The sequence below is a fragment of the Vibrio sp. Vb1337 genome (assembly GCF_033338715.1).
Lineage (GTDB): Bacteria > Pseudomonadota > Gammaproteobacteria > Enterobacterales > Vibrionaceae > Vibrio > Vibrio alginolyticus.
The window spans coordinates 279,135-303,231 of sequence record NZ_JAWOTD010000002.1 but is presented as its reverse complement, the minus strand read 5'-3'; the positions used below and the strand labels follow the sequence as shown (position 1 = coordinate 303,231).

General features: G+C 44.0%; 25 protein-coding genes and 1 riboswitch. Of the genes, 2 read left to right on the top strand and 23 right to left on the bottom strand.

Translation table 11 applies throughout. The features are described 5' to 3' along the window. Nucleotides 1-61: 61 nt before the first annotated feature. The 9 genes from R7E42_RS03120 to R7E42_RS03080 all read right to left on the bottom strand — a co-directional run bounded on the left by R7E42_RS03120 (nt 62) and on the right by R7E42_RS03080 (nt 7,991). Nucleotides 62-400: a hypothetical protein gene (locus R7E42_RS03120; protein ID WP_017635147.1), complete on the bottom strand. Its 339-nt coding sequence runs from the start codon at nt 398-400 to the stop codon at nt 62-64. 690 nt (nt 401-1,090) lie between these two features. After that, a complete protein-coding gene (locus tag R7E42_RS03115) occupies nt 1,091-1,522 on the bottom strand; it encodes a YccF domain-containing protein (protein ID WP_005373685.1) in 432 nt (143 codons plus the stop codon). Between the two features lie 218 nt (nt 1,523-1,740). Beyond that, nucleotides 1,741-2,673, bottom strand: coding sequence for a Gfo/Idh/MocA family oxidoreductase (locus R7E42_RS03110; RefSeq protein ID WP_318072333.1), 933 nt, complete (start codon nt 2,671-2,673; stop codon nt 1,741-1,743). Nucleotides 2,674-2,796: 123 nt separating this feature from the next. Next, a complete protein-coding gene (locus R7E42_RS03105; protein WP_213970330.1) occupies nt 2,797-4,452 on the bottom strand; it encodes a phosphoethanolamine transferase in 1,656 nt (551 codons plus the stop codon). A 21-nt stretch (nt 4,453-4,473) separates the two neighbouring features. Next, nucleotides 4,474-4,830, bottom strand: coding sequence for a diacylglycerol kinase (locus R7E42_RS03100; RefSeq protein WP_017635149.1), 357 nt, complete (start codon nt 4,828-4,830; stop codon nt 4,474-4,476). 127 nt (nt 4,831-4,957) lie between these two features. Next, nucleotides 4,958-5,350, bottom strand: coding sequence for a hypothetical protein (locus R7E42_RS03095; RefSeq protein WP_005385575.1), 393 nt, complete (start codon nt 5,348-5,350; stop codon nt 4,958-4,960). Between the two features lie 119 nt (nt 5,351-5,469). Further along, nucleotides 5,470-6,768 carry an ATP-binding protein gene (locus R7E42_RS03090; protein ID WP_005373675.1) on the bottom strand — a complete coding sequence of 433 codons (1,299 nt, stop codon included), beginning with the start codon at nt 6,766-6,768 and terminating at the stop codon, nt 5,470-5,472. Beyond that, nucleotides 6,768-7,481 (bottom strand): response regulator, encoded by a 714-nt coding sequence (locus tag R7E42_RS03085; protein WP_318072332.1) that lies wholly within the window; start codon nt 7,479-7,481, stop codon nt 6,768-6,770. Before R7E42_RS03085 ends, R7E42_RS03090 begins: the two co-directional genes overlap by 1 nt. 213 nt (nt 7,482-7,694) lie before the next feature. Beyond that, nucleotides 7,695-7,991, bottom strand: a complete 297-nt coding sequence (locus R7E42_RS03080; RefSeq protein ID WP_005373671.1) for an isoamylase early set domain-containing protein — start codon at nt 7,989-7,991, stop codon at nt 7,695-7,697. A gap of 278 nt (nt 7,992-8,269) precedes the next feature. Here R7E42_RS03080 and R7E42_RS03075 point away from each other — a divergent pair, with 278 nt between their 5' ends. Continuing rightward, the gene (locus R7E42_RS03075; protein ID WP_318072331.1) at nt 8,270-8,650 is read left to right on the top strand and encodes a hypothetical protein; all 381 of its coding nucleotides are present in this window, start codon (nt 8,270-8,272) and stop codon (nt 8,648-8,650) included. 83 nt (nt 8,651-8,733) lie between these two features. Then, a complete protein-coding gene (locus tag R7E42_RS03070) occupies nt 8,734-9,333 on the top strand; it encodes a thiol:disulfide interchange protein DsbA/DsbL (protein ID WP_005373667.1) in 600 nt (199 codons plus the stop codon). Between the two features lie 70 nt (nt 9,334-9,403). Here R7E42_RS03070 and R7E42_RS03065 read toward each other — a convergent pair whose 3' ends face one another. From R7E42_RS03065 to R7E42_RS03000, 14 genes are all read right to left on the bottom strand, one after another. Further along, nucleotides 9,404-9,649, bottom strand: coding sequence for a hypothetical protein (locus R7E42_RS03065; RefSeq protein ID WP_005373664.1), 246 nt, complete (start codon nt 9,647-9,649; stop codon nt 9,404-9,406). Between the two features lie 153 nt (nt 9,650-9,802). After that, nucleotides 9,803-10,246, bottom strand: coding sequence for a DUF3429 domain-containing protein (locus tag R7E42_RS03060; protein ID WP_005396352.1), 444 nt, complete (start codon nt 10,244-10,246; stop codon nt 9,803-9,805). A gap of 10 nt (nt 10,247-10,256) precedes the next feature. Continuing rightward, on the bottom strand, nt 10,257-10,802 hold the full coding sequence (locus tag R7E42_RS03055; RefSeq protein WP_005373657.1) for a glutathione peroxidase: 546 nt from the start codon (nt 10,800-10,802) through the stop codon (nt 10,257-10,259). A 104-nt stretch (nt 10,803-10,906) separates the two neighbouring features. After that, nucleotides 10,907-11,563, bottom strand: coding sequence for a 3,4-dihydroxy-2-butanone-4-phosphate synthase (gene ribB, locus R7E42_RS03050; RefSeq protein WP_005373655.1), 657 nt, complete (start codon nt 11,561-11,563; stop codon nt 10,907-10,909). A 113-nt stretch (nt 11,564-11,676) separates the two neighbouring features. After that, a riboswitch (FMN riboswitch) is annotated at nt 11,677-11,816 on the bottom strand. Between the two features lie 104 nt (nt 11,817-11,920). Further along, nucleotides 11,921-12,538: a triacylglycerol lipase gene (locus tag R7E42_RS03045; protein ID WP_318072330.1), complete on the bottom strand. Its 618-nt coding sequence runs from the start codon at nt 12,536-12,538 to the stop codon at nt 11,921-11,923. A 117-nt stretch (nt 12,539-12,655) separates the two neighbouring features. Continuing rightward, the gene (locus R7E42_RS03040) at nt 12,656-14,509 is read right to left on the bottom strand and encodes an MFS transporter (protein WP_104976243.1); all 1,854 of its coding nucleotides are present in this window, start codon (nt 14,507-14,509) and stop codon (nt 12,656-12,658) included. 146 nt (nt 14,510-14,655) lie between these two features. Continuing rightward, the gene (locus tag R7E42_RS03035) at nt 14,656-15,414 is read right to left on the bottom strand and encodes a helix-turn-helix domain-containing protein (protein WP_042522681.1); all 759 of its coding nucleotides are present in this window, start codon (nt 15,412-15,414) and stop codon (nt 14,656-14,658) included. Next, nucleotides 15,415-16,053, bottom strand: coding sequence for an HD domain-containing protein (locus R7E42_RS03030; protein WP_318072329.1), 639 nt, complete (start codon nt 16,051-16,053; stop codon nt 15,415-15,417). It lies immediately after the preceding gene. A 248-nt stretch (nt 16,054-16,301) separates the two neighbouring features. Then, nucleotides 16,302-17,579 carry a cytosine deaminase gene (locus R7E42_RS03025; protein ID WP_025767946.1) on the bottom strand — a complete coding sequence of 426 codons (1,278 nt, stop codon included), beginning with the start codon at nt 17,577-17,579 and terminating at the stop codon, nt 16,302-16,304. Nucleotides 17,580-17,588: 9 nt separating this feature from the next. Continuing rightward, nucleotides 17,589-18,827 (bottom strand): cytosine permease, encoded by a 1,239-nt coding sequence (gene codB / locus R7E42_RS03020; RefSeq protein ID WP_318072328.1) that lies wholly within the window; start codon nt 18,825-18,827, stop codon nt 17,589-17,591. 804 nt (nt 18,828-19,631) lie between these two features. After that, entirely contained in the window at nt 19,632-20,978 is a 1,347-nt protein-coding gene (locus R7E42_RS03015; protein WP_005373641.1) for a magnesium transporter, read from the bottom strand. A 112-nt stretch (nt 20,979-21,090) separates the two neighbouring features. Then, a complete protein-coding gene (locus tag R7E42_RS03010) occupies nt 21,091-22,413 on the bottom strand; it encodes an AarF/ABC1/UbiB kinase family protein (protein ID WP_318072327.1) in 1,323 nt (440 codons plus the stop codon). Between the two features lie 101 nt (nt 22,414-22,514). Then, nucleotides 22,515-23,738, bottom strand: a complete 1,224-nt coding sequence (locus R7E42_RS03005; protein WP_213871425.1) for an HlyD family secretion protein — start codon at nt 23,736-23,738, stop codon at nt 22,515-22,517. Next, nucleotides 23,738-24,064, bottom strand: coding sequence for an MFS transporter (locus R7E42_RS03000; RefSeq protein WP_017635162.1), 327 nt, complete (start codon nt 24,062-24,064; stop codon nt 23,738-23,740). Before R7E42_RS03000 ends, R7E42_RS03005 begins: the two co-directional genes overlap by 1 nt. Nucleotides 24,065-24,097 lie beyond the last annotated feature (33 nt).

Genomic DNA, 24,097 nt, shown 5'->3' with positions numbered 1-24,097 from the left:
CCCCCTTACATAGAGCCATACCTGTAGTCCCATACTGATCGTTGTTGGAATAGTTTGATGATCACTTGTTAAATAGGCATACAAACACTATCCAGAGCGTTGTAAGCAAAAGTAATGGGGTGAATACTTTCTGGATAGAAGCGCCATCAGTTAAATTGTAAATTTTGATGGATTCATTATAGAACGCTCGTTTGAATTCTTTGAAGCTAATGTCGCTCTTCGCATGCGACTGTTCATAGTGCTGGTGCGCAGCGTCCGATAGCTGGTATTCCAAGTCTTGGAGCTCGTACTCCTTGTTAAAAAACGCATCCCAAGCCGAAAGGCGGGCTATCGTTTTAGGAGATGGATCCCCATTTAGTTTCTCTAGACGCTTAGCATAAGCTGCTTGATATTTATCCACGGTATATTCCTGTCTGAATAGACGTTGAGTTAGAACATATGTAAAAAGAAAAATAAGTAATAAAAGGTTTTTTACGTTCTATACCTGTGATAAATGCTAAAAAGTTCAATGCTCTAGCACTCCGATGTCGCAAATGATATTGATGGAATTGCTCTGCGACAAATAAAATAATTACTCTAGATAACAACGAATTTTTGTTGTTTTTTAAAAAAACTGATCATGAGATTGAGTGGGGAGTTTTACCGAGAAGAATTTCGCTACTGTAACTGTCTATATTTACTCAAAAAGAGAAAATCTTAGAAGCTTTCTTTGATTGATGTGAGATATTTTAGGTCGAAAAGCATTAATTTTGGCTATGATTATAGTTCGTCTTTTTGTTGTTGAACTCTACTTCGAGGGGGAAAGAATCCATATTTCGAGCATAGGATAGCTCGCTTTTTCGTTACGTCGTTCTTGGAGTTTGAATCAGTGACGACGCTATGAGTCTAGCATCTTGAACTCGATTGGGCGTATTAATTAATTATAAAAGTAAAGCAGTGCTGAGCTAGGATAAACTTCAACGTAAAGGTGACGGTATGAATATACAATCAGCCATTATTGAATATGCGATAGCGATTATAGGCTTACTTTTGACGGGCGTTACCCTCTGAGCATGACTGCCCAGAGGATAGAAAGCGCATTAGCTTTTTGCTAACGATTGATGTTGTATCGAGCCATTGCAGCTTCTTCTGACGATACAACCGTTTTACCAATTGGTGCGAGTGAAATAACCGCTAGCTTGAGGTGTTGGAGCGCAAACGGAATGCCGATTATGGTGACAAAGCATGCTGCCGCAGAAAGTACGTGACCGATAGCTAACCAAAGGCCTGCAAATACAAACCAAAGGACGTTACCAATAACGCCGAGTGGACTCGTGCCAATGTCCATTTCATTGGTCAATTCATCGCGTGAGATGGCCTCTTTACCGAATGGGAAAAAGGAAAAATTACCCATAACGATACACGCACGCCCCCAAGGTATTCCGATGATGCTAATAAAGGCCAAAATACCAAAAAACCACCATAGCAACCCCATAAATACGCCACCAAATACAAACCAAATGATGTTACCAAGTGTTCTCATTCTATTTCCTTTATTCTTGAATGTGATGATTCAGATACCTGAGAGCAGTGTAAAACAAATCTAAACCGTCTGTTTTGTCGATGTGTGCTTCCGTGCCCTCATTCACCTGATTGATAGAATAATCGCCGTAGTCTTAACAGAGAATGAATGCCTTCCCTAAGGCAAGTCTTTTTAGTATAGAGCGTAATACTCAATCAAGCATATAGCCAAGAATCGCATTATCTAGAGACAACTTTCTCGAGATATTGACAAATTTGCTCTGCCAATCGATGGCTGGCAATGTTGCGTGTTACTACTTCATCAGCAATATTTCCAGACTCAACGACGCCAAACCAATCGAGCAACATCGAATGGAAACCTTTACTCGTCAGCATTGGCGTCCAGTCTTTCAAATTGATTTTTTGCTCTTGGTTAGCTTGCCATAGTTTGCCTTCAACGAAGGAGTCGAACTCAACTGCCTTGTTTGCATAACAAGCTTGAACGCGCTCTGTAGTGATACCGAAGTGGCGATTCATCGAGGCGTGGAGCAAAGTATCTCCATGTTGCCACTGAATATCTAAGCGCGCCAACTGACCACCTTCAAGTTGATGAGTTACATAAGCATCTTTTAGATCGGCTTTGGCTGTGACGTTAACGCTGTCTAATGGGTGAATAAAATCATCAAATATAAAGGTACGAACATCCCCCGGTAGTTGATGACGGTTCTTTTCCCAGCGTAGCGACTTTAAGTTAGATATGTTGCCTTGCTGCACTTGTGGCATATGTTGGTTGTAAAGTGGAATGTGACGACGGTTAAAGCCCACATAGAGTGGCTGTCTCTCTTTTTCGGCAATGTCGTACAGCTTTTCTACGTCATCAGCACTATTCGCTAATGGTTTGTCGACAAAGGTTGGAATTCCATGCTGCAGAAAAAATGCCGCTATTTGAGGGTGTACGCTTGTTGCCGCATGAATCATGACGGCATCGACGCCAAAGTGCAGAAGTTGCTGGTAGTCTTGGCAGATCTCTGAGATTCGATACTGCTTAGCCAGGCTCTCAAGTGTGTTTGGGTTGCGGGTACAAAATACAAGTTCGATATTTGGAAGCTGAGTGATAACAGGAAGGTATGCTTTCTGAGCGATATCCCCTAGACCAATAATACCAATTTTCATCCTAGTCCTTATCTCGATGTATGGATCGCGGACTGTCAGTATAACGCTTGGCGCGGCGATGAGTTTAAATACCTTGTTAGAAAAAGCCTGATTCACACTTTGAGCCAGGCTTTATTGAATGATTTAGGAAACGGCTCGGCAGGCTTTGAATATATCTAACTTGCTATCGTAGGCTTGAGTTTGTACATCCATAATGCCTAATAAAGAGTGGAACACGTTATCATGTGAGTATTGGCCTGCATTCTGTGCTTGTTTATACAAACAGTCGGTATTGATCTGCTTCGCTTGTTTAAAGCCCGAAGACAGCCACATAATCAAAGGAACACGTTTTTGGAAATCTGGTGCAAGGCCATAAGGCATACCATGTAAGAACAATCCGTTTTCGCCTAGTGACTCACCGTGATCCGATATGTAAATTAGCGCGGTATTATACTCAGACTCTAACGCTTTAAGTTTTTTGATGGTTTCTGCCAATACAAGATCGGTGTAGCGTATTGTATTGTCATATGTGTTCACTATTTGTTCGATGCTACAGTTTTCGATATCTGCACGTGGACAGTCTGGTTTAAAGAAGGCGTTGTCTCTTGGGTAACGCTGAAAGTAGGTCGGACCGTGGCTTCCTATAAGGTGCATGGCGACCACTCGGTTACCGTGCATATCCGCGACTTCCTGATCAAAATGATCTAATAGCGCCATGTCGTAACAAGTTTGGCCATTACACATAGGGCTTACTTGCTTTCGATCCACTTCAATCTTCTTGATCTTGTGGGCTACTTCTTTATCCCCACCGTCATTTTCTTTCCAAATGAGGTCAACCCCAGCGCGCAGCATTATATCGAGAGCATTGTCCTGGTTATCCGCTGTGGTGCGTTCAAACTCGTTTCGCGTGAGCTGTGAAAACATACAAGGCACAGATACAGCAGTCGCGGTGCCACAAGATGCGACGTCTTGAAATGAGATAACATCCAATTTACTAGTATAAGGGTTTGTCTCTCGTGTATAGCCATTGAGTTGGTAGTTCTGCGTTCTAGCGGTTTCTCCTACGACAAAAACCAGTAGTGTTGGTTTGCTCTGTGCTTGCTGTACGGCGCTATTTGACTGCTTTGCATCTGTGCCGATTTCTCGATATGGCTCTGGCGTGGTGAAATATTTTTCCTTCACATACCCGGTCGCGCTATAAACGAACTGGGTGGGTATGATGATTTTTTTCAGGTGGCTATTGTTGCGCCCTACAGATGCGTAGTCTTGATAGTACACGCTGGCAATGACGGCGATGACAGCTAGCGACGACAGCATCGATACTAATTTGGTAACAGAGAAGTACAGTAATTGGTGGCGTTGAGATTGCAGCTTGACCTTAAAGACAATTATCGCTGGGATAACTCCCATAATCAGCGTCCAAATTACAGAGTGAGCACTCAGGTAAGAACTCGCCTCGCTCGAATCGGTTTCAACAATATTGGCAATCATTCCAGAATCGAAAAGTGTGCCATAGTTATAGCTTGCGTAGCTCACCATACTTGAAACAATGATTAAAATTATAAAGAACGGCTTGCCGATCCAAGGCCAACTAAATAAATTAAAAAGGAAATTGAGCGCGGCAAGAAAGAAAATTGGTATTGTGATAATGAATCCAATCTTGACATTATCTAAGTGTGTAAAGATGCCGATCAGTTCTTTATAAATAGGGATATTTACGACGAGAGCGAAATACAGCGCCAACAAGAAAGTAAAGGTAACGTAAGAGATACCTCTCTGTTGTAAATCATGTGTCTTCATAATGAGTGTCTTGAATAAAAATTAGAGCAAGAACGAAGCCCAAATAAAAAGGGCAAGAGTTAACGCAACAAATACTGCTGCTGAGCCAATATCTTTGGCTCTACCACTGAGCTCGTGCCAGTCATCGCTAACACGGTCGACAACCGCTTCTACGGCGGAATTAATGAGTTCGACGATCAATACCAAGAACAGGCTACTGATCATCAGCACTCTTTCGTATGTGGTGACAGGAAGGAAAAAAGCACAGACGGAAAGCACCAAGGCGAGAATCAATTCTTGTCTAAAAGCGGCTTCGTGTGTCCATGCGGCTTTCAATCCTTGAAATGAATAGCCGGTCGCATCCATGACACGGCGTATACCTGTTTTACCTGGCTTCAAAATATGACCTTACTATTTAAGCATTGGGATGGAACACATATCCCAGAGAGGTAACGAGATTAATCGTTACAGCGTGAAACATTTGTGAATAGAATCCATCGCGCGATAATTTAAGAAAAGTGCTTATTTAATCAAGATCGTAGACGGTATAGCCTTTGTGCTGGAGGCATTTACGCAATACGAGAGATTGAGTTTTGGTTGAATCATTTGTTCCACTCAAAGCACCAGCTCCAGCTCCTACAGCACCGCCGGCAGCAGCACCGACAGCCGCTCCACCTAATCCGTCTTCTAGCGCACCAGCAGCTGCGCCGATCAATGCGCCTGTAACTGCCCCATTAGTGGCTTCAGATTTCGCTGCCTCTGATTTGTCGACATTTTCTGCATAGCCTTGGCAGTAAAGAAAGTCTTGTTCATATGTACTAGGGTCAACATTGGTCATGTCGACGACAGGTTTTTGGTTGTAGGCGCAAGCTGTAAGCGTAGAAGTAAGCGCCATAATCAGGATAAAAGATTTATACATGAGTACTATCCATTTAGTGTGTGAATCTTATGGATTAAATGTACACTGTTTTATTGTTGGGCTCTGTCGCTTGAGTGTATTGAAGTGTCGTCTTCTGTAAACGGGGTAGGAAGGTTAAGTTAACTGTCTGATTTTTTGAGGCTAAGTGTGAAACAAGCTCCTCCAAGTGGGCTATGGCAAATCGAAACTTCTCCACGTTGAAGCTCCATTATCTGTCTGACAATCGCCAAGCCGAGCCCAAACCCGCTCGTCTTTTTGTTGCGAGATTCATCCGCACTGTAAAATGGTTCGAATAGATGAGGCCAATGCTTTTCTTCAATACCTATGCCATCATCATGAACATTGATGAAGCAGCGGTGCTGATCGTGTTTTATCTCTACTAAAATCTGCTTATCCGCGTACCGCATTGCATTGCGCAGCAAGTTATCTAAGGCTCGCTTTAACAATTTTGGGTCAGCAAACGCGAGAACGTTTTCTGAGTTTACTTCTTGAAGCGAGATAGCGAGCGTAGTCTCTTTTTGCCATCTCTGTCGTAACTCTTTGACTAAGTTGAATAGGACGACTTCTTCTTGAGTTTGTAATGCTGTGTCAGGACGCTCCATCTTTGCGTAGTAAAGCAATTCTTCAACCATTTCTTCCATCTCGTCAATGTCTTCGACGATACTGTAAACATACTTTTTCTGTTGTTCAGTTAAGGTTGAATCCGATAACAAATCTGCTTGCCATTGTAAGCGGAAGATTGGGGTACGCAATTCATGTGCAACGGCGTTAGTTAGCATTTTATTGCTAGTGATCAAGCGAGATACTTTATCGGCCATCGTGTTAAAGCTTTTGTTTAACGTCCCAACAGACTTAGCGCTTGAGGTACTAGCTCGAGCCTTGAAGTTACCTGAGGCAAACTCAACGGTCACTCTCTCTAGCTCTCGAATCCGACGGCTTAAGAACCAGATCAACAATATGCAATACAGAGCAAATCCAGCTAAAAAGAACAACCAAACGATATTGTCATCAAAGTTGGCAGCTTTAACCACAGGACTATTCGGATTATCGCTCATTTTAAAGATAGGCGTGCTCGCATCTAGGCGGAACCAGATATCCCTTTCTTCATCGTAAGCGACGTTAACGGAGGTATCACTTTCAAACGCCTTTTTGATGTCTGTTGGAAGCTCTTCAAGCGTATGAGGCACCAACAAACGATGGCTTGATGTGGCAAATTGTTCCAACTGTTGTTGAGTATATTCTAATCCGTGTTCTTTATAGATAGGGTAGATCAGATCGTGAAAAGCTTGACCCTCATGCTCTTGTAATAGGTAGTCATAATCTGTGTTGATCTCATAAACTAAGAACTCGTATCCCCACAAGCTAGCCATAAACAGAATGATAAGGCCAACAAAGCTTTCCAGATAAATCCGTCTCATTATTCATTCCATGCATCAGGCATAAATAGGTAGCCTTTGCCGCGAACGGTAATGATTTTTTGTGGTGAGCAAGAAGCATCGCCTAGCTTCTTTCTCAGTGTCACTATGCGATTATCAATGGTGCGGTCTGTTCCATCGTATTCAATACCACGTAGTGTTTTGGTCAGCCACTCACGTGATAGTGTTTTTTCAGCATGCGTAGCAAGAACCCACAACAAATCGAACTCGCCGTCTGTCAGCGCAATTTCTTCTTGGTTCATTACGCACGATTTACGCAACCGGTTTAAACACAGAACACCAATTTGTAGGTCGTTTTCGGACTCGGTAGGCGCCGCCTCTTTTCTTCTTAATAGCATGCGAATACGAGCTAGCAATACGCGAGGTTTGATGGGTTTAGTAACAAAGTCATCTGCGCCTATTTCTAATGCGGCGACATGATCGAAGTCATCATCACTTGCTGTCAGCATCAACACTTTGCCTTTGTAGCATTCTCGGATTTGACGACATACACTCAGACCATCTTGCCCGGGTAGCATCAAATCTAACAGCACCACGTCTGGTTGTGTGTCAATAATCGCATTAGGTGCGTCCGTCCCATTGTCGATACATTTGACCTGAAAACCTTGTTCAACAAAATACTCACCCAACATAGTTTGTAATTTGGGATCGTCTTCCACAATGATTAGAGATGGTTTGATTTGTTGTGCGTTCATTTAAGTGATGTATACAATATTTAATATCAATGGAACTTAAACAAATTTACGAATTATTTCAAATAAAGCTTTCTCAGAATAAGGTTATCGGATGAGTTAATTGGATAAAATTGCCAATTAATGATTTAAATCTAATCACCTATCACATTTAGAGAGATGCAAAAAGGCGCAACGTTTGCGCCTAGGTATGGAATCTTAAAGCGAAATTACCGCTTATTCGGTGGTACACACGACGCTGTTGTCGCTGCCAAATGCATTTGGAACGTAAGCATCAGCTTGTGGGTCATTTTCCCACTTCGCGTCATCGAGCAAGTAACGGAACTGAACGTTCTGCGCTTTAGGTAAGCGGGTTTTAAATTTAAACTGACGACTTTTCTTCACTAATTTCATCGGTTCTGGCTGCCAGTTGTTGAAGTCTCCAGCAATTTGGACAGAGTCCCACTGATCTTTATCTAGCTCGAACGTGACTTCGACTTCATCTTTTGTCTTAAAGAATCTCTTTTTAAGCATTGATCTTTCCTTGTTCGTACAAAAACTGTTCTAACTATTACTCGTGTTTCATAATGATTTCAAGTTTTATCGAATTGTTGCTGGTATCTGATGAGGGGAGTATCCGAACGGTGAATAGCTCGTTGTGCTGGTTTCGTGTACTGAGGGAGCGTTAGAGAGAAAATTCACTAGCCTAAAATAGTCAAAGAACAGAGTTTGTTAGCGAGCCGAGAGTCCGTATCTTGAAGTCAAACCGTTATCATGTATTATCTTAAATCACCATTTTCCTTGATGTAGCTATGTTGAAGTTTAACCGTACATTGTTCACTGCGATAGTTTGCTTAGTTGCTATGCTTTTGAGTAGTGTCGCTCCTGTGGCGCAGGCTTCCGCTCCGATGAAAACAATTGAAGTACGCGATCTTATTGTTCAACAGGCTGCTCTGCACAAACAACTTGGCGTCAATGACGACTGCGTAGAATCACATCACGATGAGTCAGCCATCAATAAGGCACAACAATCTCACACGAGTTGTAGCTCTTCCTGCATGGTCAAAATTCCCGCCAACTTATCTCAAAACGACTTACTGCTTCTTCCTTATAGCCTTGCATTGATTGATAGGCCTCTAGTCGAAAAAGTAGTGACTGTGAGCACCAAGCTTTATCGTCCTCCGATTGTTTAATTCCTCATCTCAAATTACTTGGGGTTTACCCCTTTTTACCAAATGAAATGATTTGGCATTTGAATGCCACAAGGAAATAAACAATGAAAAAACTACTTGCCTTATGTAGTGCACTTTTACTGACTTTTACCGCTCATGCAGCGCAATTTGAAGAAGGGAAGCACTACAAAGTTCTGGATGTTAAGAAAGCATCGAAACCTGTTGTGACGGAATTCTTTTCTTTTTATTGCCCACATTGCTACAAGTTTGAGTCGCTTATTGAGCGTTTAAAACCTGCTCTGCCAAAAGAGGCAAAGTTTGAAAAGGTGCATGTGGGGTTCATGGGCGGAGATATGGCGATTCCGATGGCCAAGTCCTACGCGACGATGGTGTCGCTAGGAGTTGAAGATACAATGATTCCTGCCATGTTTGCCCAAATTCATCAAAAGCGACAAGCGCCAAAAGACGAAGCTGAGCTGAAACAACTCTTCGTTGATAATGGCGTAGAAGGTAAGAAGTTTGATGCGGCTTACAACAGTTTCGCCGTAAACTCAATGCAGAAAGGTTTTGATAAGCAATTCTCTGCCAGCACGTTAAGAGGGGTTCCGGGTGTGGTTGTGAACAATAAATACATTGTTTTGGCCAACGAAATTCGTACTTACGACGAGTACAATCAATTAGTTAATTACTTATTGACGCTGTAACTGTAAATAGCATTGATGCTTAAAAATGGCGACGGTAGAGTCGCCATTTTTTATGCTTATCACACTCGTATTATCTAAGAACGCTTGTACATGCTTGAGTCGGAACACTAGTCATAAATATGGCATGCGGATAAAACAAGCTAGCAGCAGTGATTGCAACATTACATGGCTGAGCAATCGTGGTTTTAATCACATTGGTAAGCACGGCACCTGTATTATTTACTGTTTGAGCGGCGGCTTGTTGTGCCTGGTAAGACACGCAACCTGTCGTTGCATTGATCATCGCAGTGCTAAACAAAAGTTTGCGAAAAAACATATTCATATCCTTTGTGAATGCTTTAAATTACTTATATGTGGATTGGTTCATAAATGAAACAAAACGGTGTTCAAAATATGTGTGCATTCACGAAATGAACACTGTTTTATAAAAAGACGTTTTTTTTGTGATCTTAGTACTGGACAGACCAGGTTATGAAACTAAAGCCAATCCGTGCATTACGATTACGCCGAAGGTCAGTTTGCTCCTCATTCCTTGATATCCCTTGGGCTCGGCGTCTTGTTCGACTTTCCTCACGAGCTTTTCTGCATACCAAACAGCAAGGTACCCAATTGCTAAGAGTAGGGTTGCGACTGCGTAATGTTTGTGGCCCTGCAGTAATGCGCCCCAAGCCAGTAAGACAAAAAGGTTGCTGAGAATTAATATATTTCGGCTAAGGCGATGGTAGTAATGCTCAATGCCATTACCCCAAAGGATGCCGGATAAAAAACTTAATATAACGGCGCTATATGCGATGAAAAATTGCTGACCACTTAAATTGAAGAGTGAGATGTCAGTGAAAATCAGCCCTAAACTAAACACAAATGGAACCAGGCCTAAGTAACCGAGTTGTAGCATGGTTGAGCGTGTTGTCATGGTCGTCACCTTATAATTGTTGCTCTATCATATTGGTAAGCGTAGTACTTGTCGGTGATGTGGAGCTTGGAAAAGTAGCAATAACTTTACCTTCAGAGCTAATTAGAAACTTGTAGAAGTTCCATTTTGGTTTTATGCCTGCTTGGTTAGTAATCTGGTTGAAGACTGGGTTCGCATCTACACCTAATACTGAAGAGCGAGCCATCATTGGAAAGGTTACCCCGTAATCGAGATAACAGACTTTCGCTGTGTTTGTTTCGCTTCCTCTATCTTGTCGAAAGTCATTGCTCGGGAAACCGATAACGGTGAAGTTTTGGTCTTTGTAAGTTTGATAGAGGGTTTCTAACTGTTCGAACTGAGGAGTGAAGCCGCACTGGCTTGCTGTATTGACGATTAGTAGTGTCTTTCCCTTAAAGCTTTCGCATAGATCGACTTCTTCCGTTGAGTTTAACAACCTTTGCTTACCTTGAAGAATATCAGGGCACTCAGATGCAAGAGCAAGCGAATTCATGGAGAGAAAGCTAACGAGAGCGGCGAAGTTCAGTAATCCTTTCATGGTGTTGTTCCCCTTGTTTTCAATAAGTATAACTACTTAAGTGCAAAGAGGATCGATCAAAAAAGCCGCACAAATGCGCGGCTTTTTCAAGAGCTGAGATCTGACTATGCCAGTTTCAACTCGAACTGGTTCAGGTACATTACCATATCTTCAATCGTCAGTACCGGCATGTTGTGCAGGCGACCGAATGCTACGATCTCCGGTGCCTTTGCCATCGTGCCATCTGGATTGGTCACTTCACACAGTACGCCAGCGGGTTGAAGCCCTGCCATTTGCATCAGATCAATCGTACCTTCTGTGTGACCACGGCGAGTCATTACACCACCTGGACGTGCGCGCAGAGGGAATACGTGACCCGGGCGAGCAAGATCTTCCGGTTTTGCGTGCGGGTTTGCCGCCGTTTTAATGGTCGTTACGCGGTCTGCTGCTGAAACACCCGTTGTTACACCAACTTTCGCTTCAATAGAAACCGTAAATGCGGTTTGGTTTGCGCTGTTGTTGTTTACCACCATTGGAGGCAGTTCCAGTTTGTCTGCTTGAGCATCTGTTAAGCACAAACAAACGATGCCGCTACATTCGCGGATCATCAATGCCATTTGCTCGTTAGTGAGGTGCTCGACTGAATAAATGATATCGCCTTCGTTTTCGCGATCTTCATCATCAAGAAGCAGTACGCCACGGCCTTCTTTTAAAGCGATAAGTGCGTTTTCAACGCGAGTAATTGGGTCGCCGAATTCGGCAAGTAGTGATGACTGATTCATGGTTAACTCCTAAATTTCACCAGAATCAGGGCGGTATGAGAGATCGCCGTAAAATACGATCAAAAAGAAGTGCACCAGCATTCTTAGCGATCTGACTCGCTATGCTGGTGTATTCTTATTCTCTTTCATCCGGACTATAACCGTCGGCTCTGGCATCTCACCAGATCTGCTGACCTCGACGAATCGAGCGCTCGCGGGCTCACTTGAAAAGTATACCGCCGGTGGGGAATTTCGCCCCGCCCTGAGAACAATTAAAAATGTACCACTTCATCCAAGTTGTGAAGAAGTGGAGCTAGGATAGTACTGCGAACTGAATAGCTTGGAAAGTCGATTCCATCTGTATGATGGAAAAGTGTGCTATCGACGGAAATAATCTGTGCGAATAAAGTGATCAATTTGCTGCGGCACGAAGGTGTTGTAAATCAGGCTCGTATGCGTTTGCTTCACTTCGATATGATCTTGCATACCGTCCAGTCTTGTCTCTTCTACGGTAACGGTACCGTCCGACATGGTGTTGTCATTACGGATCAACAATGGGCGAGCGCCAATCGGCATCGTTCCTGCGATACTACCGAGTTTTTGAGGGAAATCCCAAGCGTCATCATGTTTGTTTAATCCGTGGTGTGGCGAATTGCCTAAAATTGCACCCAATCCGAGATCTTGAATTCGACCTACAATGGACGCGCCTTTAAGAGGCGAACCGATAGCGACAATATGAGAGATTAAGTTAGTGCTCGGTTTTCTGTTGGCGAGATAGCGCTTAATCATCAAGCCTCCCAAGCTGTGTCCCACGAGGACGTTTGTGGTCAGTGGATTCAGCGAATGATCAATAGAATCAAACAGTGAAGACTCATCGATAGCAACAGTGTTATAGCTGAGTACTTGCGTTTCGTATCCGAGTTTTCTCAGCTTTTGGCTAAGAGGCTGCATGACCAGCCCATGCATATAAAGACCATGTAAGATGATGATTTTCATAATACCTCCTAGATTTATGACGTCGTAGATATCCTACTCTAATTAACAAAGAACTACTTGTGCTTTGTGGTGCATATTTACGTTTTGCTGCAAAGTTTGACTGCTGTAGCAAGCGACTCAGCCCAGTAAATCCTGTACTTGTTGTTGCAATTGATGACGATTTAAAGACGCAGGACTTAACACTTCACCGATAACAACATCCACTTTTGACCAAAAACGAGTCGGTCGTTTTGTGAGAGCATGTCCGCCTTTGTGGCTGAAAAAAGAACCCCAAAGCCCTTTTAACGCCATAGGGATGACAGGAACAGGGTTACGTTCAAGGATTTTCTCTACACCAGGGCGAAACTCACCCAATTGACCGTTAGACGTTAAACGACCCTCAGGGAAGATACAGACAACCTCACCGTCGTTAAGTGCTTGTTCAATCTGTTCAAATGCTCGTCGGTAAGTGTCGGCACACTTACGTGGAGAACAGATCGGGATAACACCGGCATGACGGAATACATATTTAAGAACAGGTAGCTCGCTGATGGATTTGTCCATCACAAAACGAACCGGGCGAGTAGAGGTTCCCATCAAAATCAATGCATCGACATAGCTAACATGGTTAGCCACGATTAACGCAGCACCTTGTTCAGGAATATGTTGGCGCCCCTTTACGGACACACGATACATACAATGGCTGAGTAAATAACTGATAAAGCGTTGTGTGAATTCCGGTACTTGACGATAGACATAGATTGCCACGAAGAAGTTACCTATTGCCATCATGACAAACAGTTCCACAATAGAAAGCTCTAGTACGCTGAGTACAACGATCGAAACCAAAGCAGACACCACCATAAACAACGCATTCATGATGTTGTTAGCAGCAATGGCACGTGCACACTCCCCTTTGTTTGAACGCGATTGGATGAACGCATAAAGAGGAACAATAAAGACACCGCCGCTTACACCAACAAGGAACAGGTCAATCATGACGCGTAGATGTTTTGATTCAGCAACGAAGCTTTGAACATCATAAAAGTGCACCGGAAGTGATGGATAACTTGGGACTGCCCATAGCAAGTCGACGCCAAAGACTGTCAGACCAAGTATACCGAATGGCAAAATACCAAGCTCAACGTGGTTGAAAGAGAGCTTTTCACACAACCAAGAGCCTGTCGCGATACCAATGGAAAACAATGCCAACAGTAAAGAAACGACAGTGCTATCTGCGAACAAATGTTCGCGTGCGAAGTTAGGGAATTGAGTTAGGTAAGTCGCACCCATGAACCAGAACCAACTGATGGCAAGAATAGACATCCAGATGCCTCTCTGCTTTTTTGCCACTTTTAACGTGTTCTTTAAACCAGAAATCGGTTCAAATTTCGCTTTGTCATTTGATTGGCTAGGCATCGCTGGAATATTCACGCTGCTCATGAACCCAAGCAAAGACAAGGCAATCACGGTACAAGAAGCAATCAAGGTACCATTAGGAATGGCTAGCAGCAGGCCTGCGCTAAGCGTACCTATAAGAATCGAAAGAAACGTGCCCATTTCAACCCAAGCATTTCCTTTAACAAGCTCATTTGGTTTGAGCGCTTGTGGTAGCAAGGCGTATTTCACGGGACCAAAATAGGCCGATTGAGTGCCTGTCATAAACAGCAGAACCAGCATCAGCATGGCACTTTGGGTGGCAATAGCGGTTGCTGCGCATGACATGATAGCTAGTTCGATGAGCTTTAGACGTCGGATTAATTTGGCTTTGTCCATGCTGTCAGCGACGGCACCAGCATGCGCTGAGAATAGAAAGAAAGGTAGGATGAATAAGCCTGCCGCCAAATTAACGAATAGATTGACAGATATTGGTAGGTTATCAATTTGGCTGTATGTCACCATCAATAACAGAACGTTTTTGTAGATGTTGTCATTGAGTGCGCCAAGGCATTGCGTCACAAAGTAAGGAAAAAAGCGTTTTGAGAAAAACATACGGGCCCCGATTAAACAAAGTCGAATGAGATGGGAGCACTTTATGCTCAATGAACGATTAAACCAGCTTTCTCTTTCTAGTGACGTTGTATGCCACCAAAAGTAACGAAATTCGTTACTTTTATTTCCATTTGTTTATTGAGTTACTAATTGCGAGACTTATTGGTGAGTTTTCTTTCCCATGGTTCAAATAAAGGGAACGTCCAGCGACGCATCGCAATAATCAGAGAGGTGCCGTGTTTTTCGTCCATATCGAGAGAGCTATCACTTTGGCAAGCCTGATAAAACTCATCGATGACCTTTTGCAGTTTCTGTTGTAGCTTCTTGTTGGTTGGTACACTCATCAATCCTGTTGCCATGGAGAACTTTTCATCTTCACCAGAAAAGTAGCTTTGGAAAAAGGCGTCTTGAACTTGCTGTTGGAAGAACCGTTGAATAGGGCCGCCCATCTGCCACTTAAATGTCGGAGATATACGCAAACGAATTTTGTTATTTGGCTGCAAGTCGATGATGTTCAGCCGATCCAAATGAGCAAGCTTTTGCACCAGTTCCAACTCATTGAAGGTATATTGCTGAACGATTTGTTCAAACTGATAGCCATTTACAACACAGATCGCCACGAGCAGCAGGGCTTTATCGTCAACCAGCTGCTTTTCTTGCTCTAACGTTAGCGACTCTAGACCTTTATTGTGCGCAGCCGCGAGCTTAAATAGTTCCGCCATTTCTAAACCAATCAATTGGCAAATGCGTTCTAAGCGCTCAAGGCTAATGTGCTGACCTTCAGCGAGTAAACGTTTGACGCTTCCTTCACTTAAATTAAGGTGTTGTGCAACATCCGCATAATGCAGCCCAGCTAACTTTAGTTGGCGTTTAAGCTCTTTAATTAACGTATAGCTTTCTGACATTTACGCTGTTACCTCGTCGTGTAACTGCTCTAGGTACGTTTTCATAAAGGTTTTGCGTTTTTGCGCTTCGCGTCTCGCTGACTCCGTGTTCATGGTTTCAGCGATTTTGAATAACTTGGTTTGAAAGTGATCCAGAGTGAATTGTTTATCGTTAAGTTCACGTTCTTCGGCAAATATATCGCTGTCGTTGTAAAGTTGCGCGTTAAATTGAGTGCTGACTTGAATGCATCGCGTCACGCCAATTGCGCCTAAAGCGTCCAGACGGTCGGCATCTTGGACGATTTTGGCTTCCAACGTATTTGGCCTGATGTTTGCGCTAAAGCTGTGTGCCTCTATCGCATGAGCAATGGCATCATGATATTGCTGCGGATAATCGATACTCTCTAAAAATGCGACCGCTTTTTTGGCTGCGATGATTGAGCTCTCTTTGCGATTTGGGTGATCTTTCGGGTAAGTAAAGCAATCATGCAAATAGGCAGCCGGTAATACAATCGCGATGTCTGCATTTTCTTCTTTGCAGAGCTGTTTCGCTGTTTTGACCACGCGTTTTACGTGTTTAAGATCATGAGCTGCATCTACTTGCATCTCTTGCTGCATAAATTCCAAAAATTGCGGTTCTATCTGGCTTAATGACGTCATGGTTCATATCTACAACTAAAATGAAGTCAGAAGTATGCCCAACGCTTAGAATAATTTCCAAGTGCGATGGTGTAATTGAGATTCAGCCACCAGAACCTTGTGCAACGTTTGGTACTGAGCCGTTTTATATGGCCTTTCAATGTGTTCAGTGGTTTATGAGACAAGAATAGACAGAGCGAGCAGTGATGTTTACCAGTAGAAAAAAGGCCTGACGATGTCGTCAGGCCTTTTTCTTTTCGCCGATCTTTTTAGCGTTTGAACGTTACTTGCTCTGCTTGTTCAAGATGAATATGAGTTGTCGCAGGCTGTGTTTCTGCGATCACTTTACCGTGACGAACAGAGTAGCGAACCGGCACTTGGCGACGTACTGCGTCAAAACCATTTTCTGCGGGAAGAATCAGTAAACTACCTGGTTTGCCTTCTTCAATGCCGTGCTTGTCTTGAATGTTCAGTGTACGTGCTGAATTGGTGCTGATCAGATCCAGTGAGTTGTTGATTTGGTCGTAACCCATCACCTGACACACGTGCAGACCCATATGCAGCACTTGCAGCATGTTTGCAGTGCCTAGTGGGTACCAAGGGTCAAATACATCATCGTGTCCAAAGCAGACGTTGATGTTGGCATTCAGCATCTCTTTCACTCGTGTTACGCCGCGACGTTTTGGGTAATCATCAAAACGGCCTTGTAAGTGAATGTTCACCAATGGATTTGCCACGAAGTTGATACCGGACATGCGTAATAAACGGAACAGGCGAGATGCGTATGCACCGTTGTAGGAACCCATCGCTGTGGTGTGACTGGCCGTGACTTTATTCCCCATATCAAACTTGTGCGCTAATGCTGCCAGTGTTTCAACGAAGCGAGATTGTTCGTCATCGATTTCATCACAATGCACGTCGATCAGGCGGTCGTATTTTTGCGCTAACTCGAATACGTAGTGCAGCGATTCAATGCCATATTCGCGTGTGAATTCAAAGTGTGGAATCGCGCCAATCACGTCCGCACCTAATTTGACGGCTTCTTCTAGCAGCTCTTTGCCATTTGGGTAAGAGAGAATTCCTTCCTGCGGGAAGGCGACGATTTGGATATCTACCCATTCTTTCATCTCTTCACGCACTTCTACCATCGCTTTTAGGGCAATTAGGGTAGGGTCTGAAACATCGACGTGGGTACGAACGTGTTGTACGCCGTTTGCTATCTGCCATTTTAAGGTTTGTTTTGCGCGCGCTTTCACGTCTTCAATCGACAGCATTTCTTTGCGCTCAGCCCAACGTTCAATACCCTCAAACAATGTGCCAGAGATGTTCCAGCTTGGCTCACCTGCGGTTTGAGTTGTATCTAAGTGAATGTGTGGCTCGCAGAAAGGCGCAACCGCCATACCGCCTTCAGCATCGATGATGTCACCGTTATGACTAAGCTCCACATCGTTGCTTTCAATGCGCTTGAATTGACCATCTTCAATCAAAATTTGCTGCAGACCTTCTTGTCCTTTTAGCGTTACGTTTTTGATCAGTAGTGTTGTCATGATGGTTCCTTACGCTGGCTGTGTAGCCAGTGCTTTTTTGTTGAGAATAGGATTAAGAATCAGGAAGCTAATTGCGCCGCCAAGTACAGCGTTAATCGGCACTACGCCAGGCAGGAAGTGTCCCGCACCAACGCCAATCACGACAGCGATAATGCCAGCCCAGTTAACGTTTTGGAATTGGGCGGCTTCAAAGTTTGCGTAGCGTTTACGGTTCGTGAAGAAGTCAGCGATGATCACACCGCCAATCGGTGGAATTGCCAAAGATAAGAAGGTCAGCCAGCCAACAAAGTTATTGTAGAGCCAGAGAGCGCAAAGTGTGCCAACAAGACCGTTCGCCATTGAGATGTATTTACTTGGTAAGCCTGTGATGTTGGAAAATCCAAGACCCGATGCGTAGAGCGCGTTGTCGTTGGTCGTCCAGATGTTCAAGCCAAGAACGATGATAGCTGGAATAAGAAGACCTTGCGCGATCATCACTTCAGAAATGTCTGATTGACCCGTCACCGACGCACCTGCCGCGCCAAAGATAAACATTAACGAGTTACCGATGAAAAATGCCACCATGGTGATCATCACGGCGCTGCGCGGCTTTTTACCAAAGCGTACGAAATCCGCCGTTAATGTACCAGCACTGACAAAAGAGCCGACAACCATCGCGAGAGCTATTGAAAAATCGAGTGGCTCGGTTGGTTGAACTTGTTGTAGTTCGCCAATACCACCAACGCTATTTACTGCCTCGATGACAGAGTAGCCGCCAAGTAGCGCAATGGCAGGAACGGCAATTGCTGACAACACCATCAGTGCGGAGATGCCAAAGTAAACGGTCGCGGTCATGAGCAAACCGGATACAAGGATCAACGTGTTGGTATCGATGCCCGTTGCTTTATGCACCGGAATCGCAAACATCGCGACACCAACTCCAAACCACCCGACTTGAGTACCACCAAGAAGAGCGGAAGGAAGCCAAGAGCCTTTAGAACCAAAAGAGAAACGAGCAAGAAGGTGAGTAGAGAGACCAGTAGAAGCGCCGATGTAACCGAGGAAAGAAGTGTAAATACCGAGGATTAGGTTACCGATGAGAACAGCGAGGAAAAAATCATTAAAGGAGAGCCCAGTACCGAGAGAACCCCCAGTCCACATACTTGCGGAGAAAAAAGTGAGTCCTAACATCACCATTGTAAGTGATGCCACGCCTTTTCTGGCCGTGTTGGGAACTGGTCCAAGACTGCAATTATTGTCTCCAGCCATTATTACCTCCGCACATTGAAACATTAAATTATAGCACCTGATTTCAGGCAAACGGCGCGTATTATCGTGATGTAAATTTAATAGTCAATGATAAAATTGCAATTTAAACGTTTGCTTGATTTTTGTTGTGTATTTTTTCTTTTAATAACAATAGTTTGATTTTTAAATTCTAAAATTGAAAAGTTTGGTTTTACGTGTTTTCTATGATTTATAGACAGATTTTCTATGTGAAGTTAATGTTTTGAATTGCTATTTGTTTTTATGGATTAAATTTATCTATAACTCTGAATTGTTCAGTCGATTTCTATGAAAAGAAAACGTTTTCATGATGAGGTTTTTGGTTTGGACGGTATTTGTTCTTTTCTTGGGTATGTTTTCTTGGTTTTATTTTATGTAGGTGATTTATTTTTGTTGAAGCTGACATTTCTAATGGTTTATTGGGCGAATATTTGAATTTTATAAACAGTAAACAATCTGTTGTGGGCAAGAAAAGCACAACCGAGCTCGGTCAGAGGATAAGAGGGCAATAGCCACATAAAAAAATAGCCAACCGCAAAGAGTGCGATTGGCTTATATACATGTGAACAAAATCAAGTTCACTAACAACGTCAGTTGGCTAGGTGACCCTCGGCTTAAGAAGGGTCGATTTATATAATGCAGTTACTGTGCCAACTTTAATATGCCCTAAAATACGCAGTTTCTGTGACATGCGTTGCTTAAAGTTTGAGTGTGTTTGCAATTTGCAACTGCGTTATGCAATTTGACTCTATTATGCTAATGATTGATTAATAAACAATGAACCTTTTAAAGCATGACTAAACTCGCCGTTCCTAAAAAGGCGAAAAAACCAACTACATCTGTCACTGTTGTTAGAATCACCGAGCCAGCCAAAGCGGGGTCCAATTTAAACTTATCCAGAATAATGGGAATCAGCACACCAAATAAAGCTGCGGTAATAATATTGACGATAATGGCCAGCGCGATGGTTCCCCCTAGAACCGGAGATTGAAACCACAATCCGGCGAGCCCGCCGATGATTAACGCCCAAGCAATGCCGTTCAGAGAGCCAATACCCAACTCATTTTTCAAAAGCTTGAAGCGGTTACCTGGGGTGATCTGATTAAGCGCCATCGCACGAATCATTAGAGTGAGCGTTTGGCTGCCAGCAATGCCCCCCATGGATGCAACAATTGGCATGAGCACCGCCAAAGCCACTACCTGAGCAATTACATCTTCAAACAGTCCGATAGTGACAGACGCCAAAATAGCAGTAAGCAAATTGATGCCTAACCAAACCCCGCGCTTTTGCGAGCTTTTTAATACTGGCGCAAACAAGTCATCGCCTTCATCCATACCTGTACCGGCCATCAAACGTGCTTCGTAGATTTCACGCTGTGTACTCAATGCAAACTGCCAATCGACTTCACCGATCAGTGTTTGGTCTGCATCAGTTACAGGGAGAGCGGGCAGTGTGCTGTGTTCTAATGCCTCTACCGCTTCAGGAAGCATCATTTTACTGTCTAGAACCGTCACAGCCTCAATAACGAGTGTTTTTAAGCGAGTATCGGGGTCACCACGTAAGATATCGAAGTAGTTGACCGTTCCACGATACTGTTTATTACGATTAATCAGATACACCTGTTGAGGCGTGTCGTAGCTATAGCGCTCCATTAACTGCTTAGCTGTCCCAATCGTAATATTGAAGGGCAGGGTGATGATCTTACGTTCAGCCCAGTGGCCGAGTTCTTCATCAGCATACTCGTTTGCTTGATCGTAAAGTTCCAACTCATCTTTTTCTATCAACGAGAGCGCTTCGTTGATGATCGACTCTGGCAACGAATCGGCCCATTCGATGAGCGACAAGTTGTCGAGTTTAGCGAGAGTGAGCTTTAGCTCGACTTCAGATAACGCATTGATGATAGAGAAACGTACGTCCGCACGCATTTCCGTTAACACGTCGATATGTAGCTCTAGTGGTAAAGCTCGCCATAAGCGAACACGATCGTCGATTGGAAATGCTTCTAGAATCAGGGCAACCGCGCCGGGCTCGAGGCCCGCTTCAATAGATTCATTGAGCGTTGCGACTTGATCCGCTTCTTCGGCTTGGCCAATTTGCTGGATTAGAGTGGAGAGATCTTGAAACTTGCTCACCGAGTACCCCGATAGTTAATTCGTTTTATGGAAGTATGGCATGTTATTGAGATGCACAACTATGCATCTTAACCTTGCTCAAGGTACTTGAAAGTAACAGAAAAACAATAGGCTATTCGCTGTTGATGGTGAGATATGGCTGTACCAATTGGCGAATGTTCACTTTTGCGCCAATACGGGCTGCCAGCAAGTACATTCCGCCGATTTTTCTGTGTAAAAATAGGGCATCTGCTGGTGGAGTATGCCAGTATTCTTGCTCCATGCTTAGAATGGTGCCAGCCTCGCGAAGCTTTTGTGCTAAGCCGCTGGCTTTGAAATCATAGGGCTCATCGACCAACATAGGTTCACATGCCATTTTCACTAGATCGAGAATCGCTTGGCGTTGGTCTGGAAGGATGGTTTGGCTGAAGAAGCCTATTTGTTCAAGCGCATCATTCAAGCCTTGTTCGTCATTGTTAACGACAGATGCGAAAGCTTGGCGATAACCAGTGCTGAACCGATCGCTGTACTCGCGAGTGGCCCCGAAATCTAGCAAGCCGATTTGACGAGTGTTTTCGATATATAAGTAGTTGGCGAAATTTGGGTCGGTTTGTACCATCTTAAATTCGAACAGCTCTCGAAACAGTAATTCGAGTAGGCTGTGCATGACAAAATCTCGCGTACTCTGATCATAATGTTCGATTTGCTCAATCGGACTGCCATCAATGAATTCCATCGCGAGAACGGAGTCTGAGCAACTTTCAGTATGAATCTTGGGCACCACAAAATGAGGGTGCTCCTTCAAAGCGTCATGATAACGAATGGCAAATTGCGCCTCTCGTGCGTAATCGGCCTCGTCATGTAGCTGCTTTTTCGCTTCTTCGAGCAATCCTTGGTAGTCGACAGACTCGGGAATCAACCCAACGACCTTGAGCAGTGTACCGACATTATCGACGTCGCTATCGATACTTTTCCGTATGCCCGGATATTGCACTTTGACGGCTAGGTTATCTCCCGCATCGCTGTAGGCTTGGTGCACTTGTCCTATTGATGCACTGGCGATTGGTTTGAAGTTAAATGACAGAAACTCAGCTTTCCAATTCGTTCCTAGCGAACTTTCCATTATTGCGTTGAGTTGTTTTGCAGGCATTGGGTCTGCGTTGGAGCGAAGACGGGAAAGAATATCGGCAAGTTCAGGTTCTAAAACATCACCAGCATCCATTGATAGCATTTGACCAAGCTTCATTGCAGCGCCACGCAGGTGAGCAAGTTGGTCAGTTAAGCGCGCGATGTTCTGTGGCGTCAGCAAGAGGTCTTTCGCTTTTGGTTTGTTGCCTTTGGCTATCTGTTTCGTGCCTTCTGCAATCACATTGCCTGCGACACGGGTAGCAAGTGAAGCGAACTTGCTGAATCTTGAGATGCGATGGGTAGGTAGGCTTCTTTCCTTTGCCGACATGAATCTTCTCCGCTATTTACTAACTAATTGTTATACGGGAAAAGGATATGTTTGGATACAAATGAAAAGAAAACCGCCAGCGTAACTGGCGGTTTGCGAGTTTAGATAGAGTAGAAGAAGTACAGTTGAGACTTCATTCGGATGATGATCCCGCGAATCACATCTAAGAAGGCCATGAAGCCTATCGGTTTTTCACCGCTGACCCATGCGAGGCCAACAGAGCCAACAGGGATGTCGTAGCCTTCTGGCTCATCAATCTTAAGACGAACAAAGTGGTGTTTGTTCTGTAAGTTCTTTCCAGTGGTGACACGTACGGAATCATCGAAACCCAGTAGATTACCTTGTGACTCACCTGTTGCTTCAACAATGCCTTCGACGGTCGCTGAGAAGATCTTACCTGGGTAAACGGACGAAGAGAATTCCGCTGGCTGACCCGGTTTGATGTTACGAATCGCCTGATGGTTGACCCGCATCAGCACATACTTCTCGTTAGTGTACATGTTGATACGCGGCATCATCGATACACGCTGACCTTCACGCAGGATAAAGTTGGTGACAAAGCCATCTGTTGGGGCATGAACTTTTGTGCTATTCAAATCCCATTGCGCTTTTGCAATTTGCTCTTCAGCTTGGCGCAGTTCGGCTTGTTTGGTTTCAACTGCAAGTTCCGCTTTATGAATCGCCAGTTTTGCACGGGAAATATCGACTTGTTTCTTCTTGATTTGAGACTCAAGGGTTAACACGTTGTGACGTGCCATATCTACCGTGCTCGATTGTTTGTCGATGTCGCTTTCCGTGATGGTGTTTTGCACCACTCGGTTTTGCTCAACATAACGATCTAGCATTTTTTTCTGCAATTTGTAGTCAACTTTGGCCGCTTCCAACTGGCTCTTGGATGTTTCTAGATCTTGCACTAGCGCTTCGTGGTTAGCTTCTTCAATCTCAATGTCGCCTTTTGCCGTAGCTAATGCAACGCGAGCAGAATCAGCGGATACGTTCGCTTGATTTAATGCGATTTTGTATTGCGTTGGGTCAAGTTCATAAATGAGCTGACCTTCTTTAACTTGCTGATTCGGCTCAATGTAAATGTGGTCAACTTTACCTTTTACATTGGTTGAATCTGGACGCAATTGGATGTGTGGTGACTGCACGACAGAACCGCCGGATAAATCCATCGGGGTGAAGTTAATCAAACCTACCCAGACGAACATCAGCCAACTCAAACCGCCAAGATAAGCGAACGATTTGGTTGCTTTGTTCCAAGGCATGCCAACCAAACGCAGCAGATAGATGAAGAGTGCCCATACCGCTAAACCTTCTAACATTATGCTTCCTCTTTTGGCTGTGTTTCTGTTTGCGGTTTACTTTTCCATGTATCACGCAGATTGATGATGGCTTTTTCCATATCAACAAATGCAAAGATCACGGCTAGCACCCAAACCCAGTGCCAGACAAACCCTATCCAGGTCAGCGCAGTGATGAGCCCTATCTGATGATGATCTTTGCTGTGTGCTTTATTGATAGGTAATTCATGGATTTTCCAAAAGCCGTAACACGCGCCCGCGACACTCGCGATTAAAACGACAGCAGCAACAACATGTAACGCTGTATCTGCGCCTGTACCGACAAATGGGACACTCAGTAAACTCATTAAACGCTCCTCTATCAAACTGTTGGCGTATTG

Bases quoted from the DNA above. Each gene is read 5' to 3' on its own strand.
- R7E42_RS03115 (WP_005373685.1), bottom strand. From the start codon at position 1,522: ATGAGAACACTTGGTAACATCATTTGGTTTGTATTTGGTGGCGTATTT.
- R7E42_RS03110 (WP_318072333.1), bottom strand. From the start codon at position 2,673: ATGAAAATTGGTATTATTGGTCTAGGGGATATCGCTCAGAAAGCATAC.
- R7E42_RS03105 (WP_213970330.1), bottom strand. From the start codon at position 4,452: ATGAAGACACATGATTTACAACAGAGAGGTATCTCTTACGTTACCTTT.
- R7E42_RS03095 (WP_005385575.1), bottom strand. From the start codon at position 5,350: ATGTATAAATCTTTTATCCTGATTATGGCGCTTACTTCTACGCTTACA.
- R7E42_RS03090 (WP_005373675.1), bottom strand. From the start codon at position 6,768: ATGAGACGGATTTATCTGGAAAGCTTTGTTGGCCTTATCATTCTGTTT.
- R7E42_RS03085 (WP_318072332.1), bottom strand. From the start codon at position 7,481: ATGAACGCACAACAAATCAAACCATCTCTAATCATTGTGGAAGACGAT.
- R7E42_RS03080 (WP_005373671.1), bottom strand. From the start codon at position 7,991: ATGCTTAAAAAGAGATTCTTTAAGACAAAAGATGAAGTCGAAGTCACG.
- R7E42_RS03075 (WP_318072331.1), top strand. From the start codon at position 8,270: ATGTTGAAGTTTAACCGTACATTGTTCACTGCGATAGTTTGCTTAGTT.
- R7E42_RS03070 (WP_005373667.1), top strand. From the start codon at position 8,734: ATGAAAAAACTACTTGCCTTATGTAGTGCACTTTTACTGACTTTTACC.
- R7E42_RS03065 (WP_005373664.1), bottom strand. From the start codon at position 9,649: ATGTTTTTTCGCAAACTTTTGTTTAGCACTGCGATGATCAATGCAACG.
- R7E42_RS03060 (WP_005396352.1), bottom strand. From the start codon at position 10,246: ATGACAACACGCTCAACCATGCTACAACTCGGTTACTTAGGCCTGGTT.
- R7E42_RS03055 (WP_005373657.1), bottom strand. From the start codon at position 10,802: ATGAAAGGATTACTGAACTTCGCCGCTCTCGTTAGCTTTCTCTCCATG.
- ribB (WP_005373655.1), bottom strand. From the start codon at position 11,563: ATGAATCAGTCATCACTACTTGCCGAATTCGGCGACCCAATTACTCGC.
- R7E42_RS03045 (WP_318072330.1), bottom strand. From the start codon at position 12,538: ATGAAAATCATCATCTTACATGGTCTTTATATGCATGGGCTGGTCATG.
- R7E42_RS03040 (WP_104976243.1), bottom strand. From the start codon at position 14,509: ATGTTTTTCTCAAAACGCTTTTTTCCTTACTTTGTGACGCAATGCCTT.
- R7E42_RS03035 (WP_042522681.1), bottom strand. From the start codon at position 15,414: ATGTCAGAAAGCTATACGTTAATTAAAGAGCTTAAACGCCAACTAAAG.
- R7E42_RS03030 (WP_318072329.1), bottom strand. From the start codon at position 16,053: ATGACGTCATTAAGCCAGATAGAACCGCAATTTTTGGAATTTATGCAG.
- R7E42_RS03025 (WP_025767946.1), bottom strand. From the start codon at position 17,579: ATGACAACACTACTGATCAAAAACGTAACGCTAAAAGGACAAGAAGGT.
- codB (WP_318072328.1), bottom strand. From the start codon at position 18,827: ATGGCTGGAGACAATAATTGCAGTCTTGGACCAGTTCCCAACACGGCC.
- R7E42_RS03010 (WP_318072327.1), bottom strand. From the start codon at position 22,413: ATGTCGGCAAAGGAAAGAAGCCTACCTACCCATCGCATCTCAAGATTC.
- R7E42_RS03005 (WP_213871425.1), bottom strand. From the start codon at position 23,738: ATGTTAGAAGGTTTAGCGGTATGGGCACTCTTCATCTATCTGCTGCGT.
- R7E42_RS03000 (WP_017635162.1), bottom strand. From the start codon at position 24,064: ATGAGTTTACTGAGTGTCCCATTTGTCGGTACAGGCGCAGATACAGCG.